The sequence below is a fragment of the Bradyrhizobium sp. LeoA1Lang genome, assembly GCF_055413685.1.
In genome coordinates this window covers 1-11,344 of sequence record NZ_JBVAPG010000215.1, presented here as the reverse complement: position 1 = coordinate 11,344, position 11,344 = coordinate 1, and the positions used below count along the sequence as shown (strand labels likewise).

At 61.7% G+C, this 11,344-nt stretch carries 10 protein-coding genes; 9 read left to right on the top strand and 1 reads right to left on the bottom strand.

Features of this window, described 5'->3' with window-relative positions:
- Nucleotides 1-181 precede the first annotated feature (181 nt).
- The 5 genes from ACZYOF_RS38975 to ACZYOF_RS38955 all read left to right on the top strand — a co-directional run bounded on the left by ACZYOF_RS38975 (nt 182) and on the right by ACZYOF_RS38955 (nt 2,988).
- Nucleotides 182-400 carry a hypothetical protein gene (locus ACZYOF_RS38975; protein WP_463719062.1) on the top strand — a complete coding sequence of 73 codons (219 nt, stop codon included), beginning with the start codon at nt 182-184 and terminating at the stop codon, nt 398-400.
- Nucleotides 397-774, top strand: coding sequence for a DUF7007 domain-containing protein (locus ACZYOF_RS38970; protein WP_463719061.1), 378 nt, complete (start codon nt 397-399; stop codon nt 772-774). Before ACZYOF_RS38975 ends, ACZYOF_RS38970 begins: the two co-directional genes overlap by 4 nt.
- A gap of 66 nt (nt 775-840) precedes the next feature.
- The gene (locus ACZYOF_RS38965) at nt 841-1,101 is read left to right on the top strand and encodes a hypothetical protein (RefSeq protein WP_463719060.1); all 261 of its coding nucleotides are present in this window, start codon (nt 841-843) and stop codon (nt 1,099-1,101) included.
- Nucleotides 1,098-2,018 (top strand): ArdC family protein, encoded by a 921-nt coding sequence (locus ACZYOF_RS38960; RefSeq protein ID WP_463719063.1) that lies wholly within the window; start codon nt 1,098-1,100, stop codon nt 2,016-2,018. The genes ACZYOF_RS38965 and ACZYOF_RS38960 overlap by 4 nt, the downstream gene beginning before the upstream one ends.
- A 658-nt stretch (nt 2,019-2,676) precedes the next feature.
- Nucleotides 2,677-2,988, top strand: a complete 312-nt coding sequence (locus tag ACZYOF_RS38955) for a DUF736 domain-containing protein (protein ID WP_463719059.1) — start codon at nt 2,677-2,679, stop codon at nt 2,986-2,988.
- A 107-nt stretch (nt 2,989-3,095) separates the two neighbouring features.
- Here ACZYOF_RS38955 and ACZYOF_RS38950 read toward each other — a convergent pair whose 3' ends face one another.
- Nucleotides 3,096-4,298: an RHE_PE00001 family protein gene (locus ACZYOF_RS38950; protein WP_463719058.1), complete on the bottom strand. Its 1,203-nt coding sequence runs from the start codon at nt 4,296-4,298 to the stop codon at nt 3,096-3,098.
- A 2,414-nt stretch (nt 4,299-6,712) separates the two neighbouring features.
- Here ACZYOF_RS38950 and repA point away from each other — a divergent pair.
- The 4 genes from repA to ACZYOF_RS38930 all read left to right on the top strand — a co-directional run bounded on the left by repA (nt 6,713) and on the right by ACZYOF_RS38930 (nt 11,092).
- Nucleotides 6,713-7,927 (top strand): plasmid partitioning protein RepA, encoded by a 1,215-nt coding sequence (repA, locus tag ACZYOF_RS38945; RefSeq protein WP_463719057.1) that lies wholly within the window; start codon nt 6,713-6,715, stop codon nt 7,925-7,927.
- Nucleotides 7,924-8,943: a plasmid partitioning protein RepB gene (gene repB, locus ACZYOF_RS38940; protein WP_463719056.1), complete on the top strand. Its 1,020-nt coding sequence runs from the start codon at nt 7,924-7,926 to the stop codon at nt 8,941-8,943. The genes repA and repB overlap by 4 nt, the downstream gene beginning before the upstream one ends.
- A gap of 195 nt (nt 8,944-9,138) precedes the next feature.
- The gene (gene repC, locus ACZYOF_RS38935; protein WP_463719055.1) at nt 9,139-10,371 is read left to right on the top strand and encodes a plasmid replication protein RepC; all 1,233 of its coding nucleotides are present in this window, start codon (nt 9,139-9,141) and stop codon (nt 10,369-10,371) included.
- A gap of 547 nt (nt 10,372-10,918) precedes the next feature.
- Nucleotides 10,919-11,092, top strand: a complete 174-nt coding sequence (locus ACZYOF_RS38930; RefSeq protein WP_463719054.1) for a hypothetical protein — start codon at nt 10,919-10,921, stop codon at nt 11,090-11,092.
- Nucleotides 11,093-11,344 lie beyond the last annotated feature (252 nt).

Below are 11,344 nucleotides of genomic sequence, written 5' to 3'. Positions count from 1 at the left end.
TCTTCTGCAAGCTCAAGGAATTCAAGCGCATCGCGCTGCGCGCAGACAAGACAGATCAAAGCTTCGCAGCCATGATCCATCTGACCGCTGCCGTGATAAACTCCCGATGAATCCCAACAGACCCTAGGGCGACTTCGGCAGCGCCGGCGTCGTCGTCCTGAAGGTCTTCAAGACTTTCTCGGTGCATTCACCGTTGTCGTTCACCGTGATCGAACGTCCCAAGCCTGGGATGGTGCGCGTTCTCGATCGCGCCGGCGAGGATGCCGAATTCCTGCATCTCGCCGATACGCGCGCGACGGCCGAAGCGTGGCTCGCTTCGCACCGCCATCCTGACGCCGTGCTCGACGAAGTCGCCGCCGACGAGTGCATACCGGAGAAGCCTGAAGGGAGGGCGGCATGAATGCGTCCCAATCTTCTGCAGATCGCGACAACACTGCGTCCGGTGCCACCGGGGTTATCCGGGACTGGTATCCCGAGGCCTGGGAGGCGATTTACGGCCGATCCCTTCGGCCCGGCGAATCCCGCGATAACGATCGGCGCGTCTTTGAGCGCGACCATGCCGATCGTTGGGTCGTCGTCTCGGCAATCCGTTCGGACCATCGTCCGGGCATGATCGAGTGCGTCGCCACGCTTGGCGGCGATCGCCGCGCGGCCGAACAGCGCCGCTATCTCGTCCCCGCGGACGAATACCGTCCAGGCCGCTTCGGCTTCGTCATCGACGAAGCGCGGCATCCTCTCTACGCCGGTCCCTCGAATTTCGCCGGATGGAGGTGACTTATGCAGTGGTACCTCATCGCCAAGGCCTTCGGCTGACGCGCGGCGGCCGATGCGGGTGCTACTATGCCGGTCCTCGTCGTCTGGCGTCCGCGACTCGAACGGCATTTCAGCGGGGATGACGCCTGGAAGCGTGCCGTGCGGCTGTCCGTCAGCGCTCCGGAGTTCAGCCCCCATCTTCGCAGCGAGAAGAGAAGCAGCCAGAAGTCCTCCGTCTCAATCCATCGTTTGCTTGAGGCGCACCACTGTCCGGAAGCGAAGATCGCCGATGTCCTCCACGCATTCAAACAAGGACTGCGCAAACAAGCCTGGGCCATCCCGCCCTGATCGACTGGGGCGGTCGGTGGCGAGGATATGCCCGCATCACGGACCGCATTGTCGCCGAGCTCGAACGCGGCGTGCGCCCCTGGGTTCAACCTTGGACCGCCGCGAATATGGAAGGCCACATCACGCGACCGCTGCGCCACAACGGCCAGCCCTATGCGGGCATTAACGTCGTGCTGCTTTGGTCAGAAGCCGTCGCGCGCGGCTTCCGCTCTCCGATCTGGATGAGGTTCAAGCAGGCCAGCGAAGTCGGCGCGCATGTCCGCAAGGGCGAGACCGGCAGCACTGTGGTGTATGCGAGCCGCTTCACCAGGACGGAGACCGACGCTCTCGGCGGCGAAGTCGAAAGGGATATCCCCTTCCTGAAGGCCTATACAGTCTTTTGCGTCGATCAAATCGATGGCTTGCCGAAACAATATTACGGTCGGCCGCCCGCCATCGCATCAACGATCGAGCGTAACACCAAGGCCGACGCTTTTTTCGCCAACACCGGGGCGATTGTCCGGCATGGCGGATCGATGGCGTTTTACGCGCCCTCGTCAGATCACATCCAGATGCCGCCGATCGAAAGTTTTCGCGACACGGGCTCCTATGTCGCCGTCAGAGCCCATGAGACCGTGCACTGGACCGCTCCCGCTCACCGCGTTAATCGCGATCTCAGCCGTTACGGCAAGGATCGGAGCGAACGCGCGCGCGAAGAGCTGATTGCCGAACTGGGAAGCTGCTTCCTCTGTGCGGATCTCGGGATCTCTCCTGAAGTGGAACCGCGGCCGGATCATGCAAGCTACCTCGCGTCGTGGTTGGAGGTCTTGTCTAGTGAGAAGCGCTTCATCTTCTCGGCTGCGGCGCATGCGCAACGTGCTGTCGCCTACCTGCACGACCAGCAGCCGAAGGCCGCCGAGGTCGAGGAGGCAGCATGAGGAGCGCAGAGCGTGATTGGCGCCGGCGCTTGCCGGCCCCTACCCATACGGCGATCAGCGCAGAGATGTAGCCCCTTGCATGCCGCTCACGGGCCAGCGTCCCATTATTTTCTCGTGCTGCGCCACCTGACTGTGGCCTTGCTTGCCTTTCTAGGGACAACGTTTTGGCTTTGCACAGGCGTCGCTTTGCCGCGCAAATAGCGCTTGCGGCCTGCGGGTTCACCTTGCGGCCGTTTGCCTCTTGACCGCCGAGCAGCGCACTTACCTTCCCGGTTCGGGTCTCGACGCGCAAGCCTGAGGAATGAAAGATGTGTGCGGTGAGCGGTGATCGGATGCCTTCCTCAGTCAAGGTTTCGATGAGCGCAAGTCATGCTCCTCGGCCGTTTCTTCTGGCGCACCCACGTTGTCCTCGATCGGCATGTCTGACCGAAGGGCGTCGTCGCTTAAGCGCCGCCTCGCTCTTAACCCCGCAACAGCCGGTTACGACTTTCTTCCCCTGGACCGCTACGCGTCCATTCCTCGCGCGACAAGAAAGTCGCGCCCTGGCTGCCCTCTACTGCGTGCCGGCCCCTTCGGGGTGCGGGTCGACCGCCTCCGGTCTGTCGCCAGCCATCGAGGCCGCGATGGGCGCGGCCCGGGAAACTGAAAGGACACGACAATGGCAACCATCGGCACCTTCACCTCGACCGGCAACGGCTTCACCGGCACGGTTCGCACCCTCACTCTCAATGCCAAGGCCAAGCTGGTCCGCGTCGAGACCCCCTCCGACAAGGGTCCGCACTTCCGCATCTTCGCCGGCAATGTAGAGCTGGGAGCGGCTTGGCAGAAGACCGCAAGAGACACCGAGCGCGATTACCTCTCGGTCAAGTTGGACGACCCGAGCTTCCCGGCTCCAATCTACGCCACCCTGATCGAGGTGGAAGGCCAGGAAGGTCTTCAGCTCATCTGGTCCCGCCCGAATCGGGATTGAGGGCCGACGCAGCGGCCCCGCCGAAAGGTGGGGCCGTCTTTGCGTGAAGATCTGCCGCCGAATGGCCGCCTGACGTGTGTGGCGCCTTGAAGCTCACGCGCCGCGCTCTACAGGACACCCCACGCCCGATAGCGTCCGCGTCCGGTCGCCTCGCGCAGGCCGAGCTCGGCGACGAGGTTTTGAGCAGCACGGGGCGTGATCCCGAGCTCCGCCGCAATCATGCCCGCAGAGACGATCGGCCGGGTCAGCACGTAGTCGAGGAGAGCCGGCAGATTTGAAGTGGAGCGACGGCCGGCGAGTTTCCGGGCGAGTAAGTTTCGGGTCATCAGCCAGCGGTCGTGGTCTTTGCGGCCAGCCTCGGCGGCGGCAATCATCGCCTCGAGCTGCACTACCAACCGTGCTGCTGCGTCGCGTGGCCGCCGACGCTCACGCGGAATGCTCTTCAGCCCAGCATGCAGGCACGGCAGATGCCAGCGCGTTTTGCCGCGCGCGCGCAGCACGCTAGCGACGAGCAGGCGGCCGAGCCAAGGCGTGTGCTCGAGCGGTTCGATCTCACCCCAGGCGTCGGCGGCAATCGCCGCAGCAAGGGTTGGCGGCAAGCCGCGGGTTTGGTCAACCACGGCGCGCCATTGGTCGAGACGTCCGTCCTCGTCCCAATCGGGATCGTAGATTAGGGGGTCCCGCTCCGTCGGCGACCGCGCCTCGTCGGCGAGCCTCCGCTCCGCCCTGGCGTTCGCGGCGTCGACCGCGGCAAAGGCGGCGGCCAAGTGAGGATCGGTGTCGATGCGGCCGACTGGCCCGTCGAGACCCGCCTCGTCCTGCTCTGCGCTCTCATCGTCGCCACCAAAACTTCCCTCACCGTCCTTTCGGTTGCCCTCCCGGTCCTCGCGTTCGGCCCGGCCGCGAAGGCCTGCGAGCCCGACAGCTGACAGCGCCCAGTCGGGCTTCGCCTCGGCGATGCGCCGACGGGCGCGCAGCACGGCGTGGGCCCGAGTCAACTCATGGGTGGGGGTGCGGACATCCATGCCGGCGTCGTGGAGCACGAGGTCGTCGAGGTGGACAAGTTCGCCCTCAAGCCACAGACTGGCGCAGGCGTCGGCGAAGTGCATGCGGCTGATCGAGCCGTCCCGGATTGGGCTTTTTGCCAGCCGCTCGTCCAGGCGGGCGACAGTATCCTCGGCGGCCGCGAGCGAACCGGCCAACTGGGCCCAAGGCACCGGATCGGGGATTTTGTACTTCTTCGGCAAGATATTGATAACCTTAACGGGAGTCGCCGTAACGGAAGCTAACACGGCATTTTCTTCCGTCATAGCGGATATAGGTTTCCCGGTCATTTTCTGCTATCGATATCGACTTATCGATGATTTGAGCGCAAATCCGCAAACTCAGCGATCCTGAAAACCGGAAAGATGCGTTCGCCGCATCCGGTTAACCCCTATGCTCCCCCGGGGGCGCTAAGCCACCGGCAGATCGGTGCGGATCCCACACTCAGCGAGCATCGTAGACGCGGCCGGCAGGCCTATTCCTAGCAGCTCTTGCCCGGCCGTGCCGAAGGTAGCGGCAACGGGCTGTACAACGAGATGATAGCCGGCGTCCGGCCAGCGGCCGACCGCTTGTCGAGGGCCCGAGCGACAAATTTGGCCTTGCGGCCGATGGTCCACGAGTGCTGGGTGTCGAGGTCAAAGCGCATTGGTGACCGCTGGAATCTCGACCGTGCCTTCCGGATCGACACCACCGCATGGCCGATTTTCAACCTCCCTCTTCTGCGCCGCGCCGATGGTCGTCATTCCACAGATTGCTGTACCCCAGCGGCCGGCCGCCCTTTGGCTTAGGATCGCTTCGTCTCAAATTGGCCGCCGAGATGCACACATCTGGCCGGCCATTTCGCTCTCATCGAGCGGTTCGACGTCGTGGTGGATCAGACCTCGGCGCCGCATCGCTTGGTGGTCCCGGGCGCGCAGCCGACCCCTTTAGCGAGGTCCTTGTTGTCAGCTGACAACAACAAGCCCTCGCCGATCCACCGAACCCGCAAGTTTCAATCCGGGGGGCAGACGGTGCCGGGACGGTTGTCTTCGACCGCTAGTCGGACAGCTCCCGCTCGATTGAAACGCCCAACCCGCTTCTCGGCTTGATCCACGGGCCAGTTCGATGGTGTGGAGCCCGCCGGATCGCGCGGCTTTCGACCGGATGCAAATCCGGTCAATTCCGCAAAGATGCGCGGACTTTAGAGGTCGGCAAGGAAGGCTCTTATGGTTAATCGTGTATGAATACGCCCTCCTCTGTCCTCCCGAAGGGACGGATGTTGTCAGCTGACAACGATCCCTGTCCTGCGGTCATTGGTTCAATTCGCCCAGGCATTCCTCCAGTGCTCGCCAACCAATGAGTGATTGCCATTCCGGACGCCTCGGACATCCTGATGGAACAGATCGAGGTAGTCGATAGCGAGCTCAGCCTGTTCCGGCAGAACCTTCCAGAAGACGCACGGCCACGGCTCCGCAGCGATTGTTGCCTGTGATCGCCCAGGATTAGCGTCGCCTGCCCGACCCTGATGCCGGTATCGTGTACGCTGGGCGGTCGGACGAAGGGGTGGATGTTGTCAGCTGACAACAATCCATGAGGTTTCAGCGATGAACGACACCAGAGGGACGCCGAGGCATCTCGCCCAGGGATACGAAGCGAGCGCTCGCGTTCAACCTGGCGCATTCCCAAAGCCTGGCCGATGGCGGCTGGACGTTGCCGTGGGACATCTGAACGCCAGGCGGAGATTGGATCTGGCCCGGCGCAATGCTGATCCGCACCACCGCGTGCCAGTCGAGGTTGTGGCCCGACTGCACATTCCCGTCCTTTGCGGCAACGGATTGCGGTGCCCCGATGAGGAAGGTCTCGTCGCAGCGCCAGGCCGGTGGTCGGCGTTGCGGCTGGCGGCCCGAGCCTCGGTGTGGCGACGGCAGCGCAAGAGCTGCGCGGATGACCCAGAACTCGGTCGATTGCTCGACGCCTGTTCGTCCGACCGGTTGGGGAGATCTGTTACCCTGCGGCGCTTGCTCTTGCGCCAGCCGAGCGGCGGCCCAGCGAAAATGCCGCGGTAGCGCGCCTCGATCAACTCCGCGACAGCCCAGCGCGCCGCTGGTCCTAGCGCGCCAGCATCGCAAACTTCACGCCGCTCGCCATCGGGCTCGGGCACCCTGAGACCCAATGGTCTGACGAGGCGGGGAGGGTGCTTTTCATAGGACCGTCGATCGCGGCATCGGGTTGGTAAGCTTGAGCGAGTCTACTTCATATCAGGAGGGACGCGATTCCCCGGAACGACGATTCGCTGGGAGGCGCGGAATAGAGGTGCGTTAGCGCTGTACGTCTCGTCAAGCGCCAGTACGCGCTGACCGACTCAGAAGCGACCAATTTGGCTGCACGGAGTGGCGGGCCGGCGCGCCCGCATGCTGCAGCACCGTTCAATGCGGCAGCTAAGGAAATATAACTGACGCTAGGGAACCCGTGCCAGCCCCGCCGACTCACGCTATAGTTGAGGTTCGTTCCATTCGCCGGAAATCTTGTTGTCAGCGGACAACAGCGGTGCGCCAAAAAATGCCGCTGCTCGCCATGGGGCGCGCTATCGACCGTTAACAACTCGTTAACCCTTTAATTCTTGCTCAAATCATAGAATCGTGGCCATCTCTCTAGACGGCGATTAGGCGTCTGACGCGCAGATACCGTCTTGAGAAGGCAAATGGCGATCTTAGCGGAAGCTTCGGGTACTATGAGCGAGACCGCGTCTGCGCGGATCACGAGGCACGCCGGTATTCTTTCCGGCCAGCTTCGCTCGCTAGCAACGACGCTTTTCCCGCCTTCAGCGAGCAAGTCCCTCCGCTCGTTCACCTCGGGAGAGGTTGCGCGTATTGCGCGCGTATCCGACGGCTATCTTCGGCAGCTCTCTCTCGACGGACTTGGACCGAACCCAGCGACGGGGCCTGGAGGCCGCCGATCTTATACCCTGGCTCAGATTCATGAGTTGCGCGAGTATCTGGCCAGCGCGCGGCCCCGAGAAGCATTGGAATTTCTGCCGCGCCGTCGCCCAGGCGACAAGCTCCAAATTATCACCGTCGCGAACTTCAAAGGCGGCTCCGCCAAGACGACGACGGCATTGTATCTCTCACAATATCTGGCCCTTGCCGGCTTTCGTGTCCTCGCGATAGACCTCGATCCGCAAGCTTCGCTTTCAGCAATGTTCGGGTACCAACCCGAGTTTGACATCGCGGCGAACGAAACTCTCTACGGTGCCATACGGTATGACGAGCACCGCCGGCCGATGCGCGAGATTATCCGGCCGACCTACTTTGACGGGATAGGGCTCGTTCCAGGCAATCTCGAGCTTATGGAGTTCGAGCACCATACGCCCCGCGCAATGATCGAGCGGCGTGAACGTGGGCACGACCTGTTCTTTCGCCGCGTCGCCAGCGCCATCGATCAGGTTGCCGACGACTATGACGTCGTTGTTATCGACTGCCCACCACAACTTGGTTACTTGACCATGGGCGCGCTAAACGCGGCCACCGCGATGCTCGTGACCATCCATCCGCAGATGGTCGATGTCGCATCTATGAGCCAATTTCTCCTCATGACGTCGGATCTCATGTCCGTCATCGAGGAGGCTGGCGGGCGGCTCGATCACGATTTCATCCGGTACGTCATCACACGTCACGATCCTAACGACGTCCCCGAAGCGCAAATCGTGGCCCTCCTTCGTAACCTTTTTGGATCGGATGTCCTTCAGGCCACTGTGTGGAAATCGACTGCAATCGCCAATGCCGGTCTGACTAAGCAATCACTTTACGAACTGGAGCGCGGCGCCGTAGGGCGGGGCGCCTACGACCGGGCATTGGAATCGGTCGACGCGGTCAACGCCGAAATCGCGCAACTTCTTAAGAAGGTGTGGGGTCGATGAACAAACGTACTGACACTATCAAAAGCCTTTTCACGACCCCGCAATCAAACGTGTTGTCAGCTGACAACGCGCCTGGCGCCTTGCCGCGGGTTTCGTCGGGTTCGGTTCGCTCCTTGAAAGACTCCTTTTCCGGAGTCGAGAGAGAGAACGAGGAGCTTCGCGAAAGAATTGCTTCCGGGGCTGTGATACTTGAAATCGACCCCTCGCTTATCGATCCGTCACCGCTGGCCGACCGGTTTCGCGACAATCATGATAGTTCGTTCGAGGCCCTTAAACAGTCGATCGCACAGCGTGGCCAAGAGGTCCCCATTCTCGTTCGGGAGCATCCCGACGCAACAGGGCGCTATCAGAGCGCCTATGGTCATCGCCGCGTCCGCGCCACGCGCGAATTAGGTATTTCGGTCAAAGCGATCCTGCGATCGCTGTCAGATGAAGCGCTTGTCGTCGCGCAAGGACTCGAGAACGCGCCACGCGAAGATTTGAGTTTCATTGAACGCGCCACCTTCGCGATGCATATCGAAGACGCCGGGCATAGTCGGTCAGTCGTGCAAGATGCCTTGTCGATCGATCGAGCGGAGGCCTCCAAACTTCTTGCCGTCGCTCGATCGGTTCCAACCGACGTTATTCAAGCCATCGGGAAGGCTCCGAAAGTTGGCCGCGGCCGCTGGCAGTCATTCGCAGAATTGATCAAGGATGCCGCGGCGCTCAAACGTGTCAGAGCGGCGATCGCTGAACCAAAATTTGCAGAGCGAGAAACCGACGCTCGATTTCTTGCAGCATTTTCAGCGGTCAGCCGTCCATCACGCGGGGGGACCTCGAAGGCGCCGGAAGAGAAGCCGGTCTTTTCCGTATCCGGCGATAAGATTGCGCACGTGCGTCACGCCGAGCGCGAAATGAAGCTCACCATCGACAAAAATGTCCCGGCGACATTCGCGGCATTTCTTGTCGAGCAACTCCCGGCCCTGTTCGACGCCTTTTCCAAGACGAGCGGCGGCCAGGAAACTACCGAGGCCTGACGGCTTCGGCCCGTAACACGAACCAGGAGCAGACAAGGGAAAGAAAAAAGGCCCCCGAAACGGAGTTCCGGAAGCCTTCTCTTCAAGTTTGGCGATTGACAGAGAATCACTTTCGCGAATCGCAGTCAAGAGTTTCTACGCGATTTTATCGCCGTTTCCGCGAGCAGATTTTCTTTGCCCAGCTGAGGCAAAGACATGCAGTCACACTCTCCAACGACGCCCTTTGGGCGGCGATCGCTGACGCTTGCCCATGTGGCAAGCCAAATGGGGGCCACGGGGCGATCCCCTGAAAAGGTCGTGCACAAGTGGAATATCTTCCACGCCATCTGTACGGCGCGCCCGCGCCTCGGGGTGTCTGAGCGCTCGCTTTCCGTGTTGAACGCACTTTTGACCTTCCATCCGGAGACGGCACTGACAGGAGAGGATGACCTGATCGTCTTTCCCTCCAACGACAAGCTCACGTTGCGCGCGCACGGCATGCCCGCTTCGACACTACGCCGCCACCTCGCCGTCCTGGTCGACGCTGGGTTGATCATTCGGCGTGATAGTCCAAACGGCAAGCGCTATGCGCGGAAGGGCAGCGCCGGCGAGATCGAGCTTGCCTTCGGTTTCGATCTGTCACCGCTCGTCGTGCGATCAGAAGAGTTCGAGCACCTGGCGGCCGACATCGAAGCAGAGGCGCGCGCGCTCAGGCTCGTGCGCGAGCGCATCACGCTATGTCGGCGCGACATCGCCAAGATGATTGCCACCGGCATCGAGGAAGGTGTCCCGACGCGCAGGGGAGGGCAGGGGCCTGCCGACTGGCAGGAAGTCCACGCCGCCTTCAGGGCGATGCTAGCCCAGATTCCGAGGACCGCCACGCGGGACCAGCTCGAGCCGATCGCTGACGAACTGTCGCAACTGGCCGACGATGTGCTTAATCTTCTGGAAGCCCACATTAAATCTACGAATCCGAGCGCCAATGAGTCCCAATCTGAGCGCCACATACAGAGTTCAACCCCAAACCCCCCTATTGATCTTGAACCTAGCCTCCAAGAAGGCAGGGCGGCGGGAGCTGAGCTAAAACCACAACCATCGCGAGTCGCGGAGGGGTCGTATCCGTTGGGAATGGTGCTGAGTGCATGCCCGGACATCGTCGATTATGCGAAGGGCGGGATTGCGAACTGGCGCGATTTCCTCGCCACCGCGGCCGTTGTGCGATCGATGCTAGGGATCAGTCCGAGCGCCTGGGAGGAGGCCCAAACCATCCTGGGCGAAATGCAAGCGGCGGTCGTCGTCGCCTGCATCCTGCAGCGTGGCACCGCGATCAGATCGGCCGGCGGGTACTTGCGCGGACTGACGCGGAAAGCGGAGGTCGGGGAATTTTCACTTGGGCCGATCCTGATGTCGCAGATCAATTCCCGGCTCCACGAAAAGCGACGAGCCTGACGGATGGGTAGACCGGATCGGTTTCCGGCTTGCGCGGGCGAAGCGGTGTTCGTTCGCCGCAAGCAGGTGTTGCCAATCCTTACGCGAGCCGGCAGAGGGGCCGCTAGCCTATCGCGACCGTCAGCGATCCGGAAACATGGGACTCTCACATTGCCGTCGGCCGCAACGACCCTTGGCGGGGAGTTTGGGAAGGCGGTTGATATCTTTGTGGGGAATCAGCGGGAGTCATCAGTCGTCTTTGGATCCCGTTGGTCACTCGCGGAGGATTTTCGACAGCACAACGCCGCTCGCTTGAAATGATTCGCGAGCGGCGTTGGCTCCTAGTCCTCTAGCCCCGGGAAGGTGATGCAAAATCCCGACAAGCATGGGTGAGCACAAATCGTGCCAAGGTTCATGTCTCAAATTGGAACTACGTAGGACTGCGGCGGGCGATTCCTGGCTCTCGATCCCTTCACCCTGCCCAACCGAGGGAAAACCCGACTGAGTTGGCGGCCTTTAGGGTTTTTCGCGCTGGGGCCGTTGACCCTCGCGGAGAAGGAATTTTCCCGTGTTTCTGGGGCTTCGGTTCTGTTTCGACCTTCCAGCAATTGAATGCCGCAATATGGCGCAGGCCCAGAACTTGTTGGTTCAAACCGACACGGGGGAGGGCGGCCGCGCACTCGGTGACAGCGTCAATTGCCTGTCGATCGATGAGGACTGGGCACCGATCCGGTTCGCCTAATTTCTTTGGCCGGCCGACCTGACTCTTCTGGCAGGGGATTTTGCGCCGGTCTTTGAAGATTATCCGGAAGGCGCCGGTCCGTAGCGGGTGTTGGTTCAAACCAAGACCGGGGATGAAGAGGCCGGCTTGGTGCCGTCCGAAAAGCGGTTGGAATTGAAAGTGGCGTAGTCTCCGGGGTGATCAACCTCGAATCACCCGGCGTTGACGCGCCGGGCTGGAGACCACGCCATGACAAGCGTTACCACGAAGGCT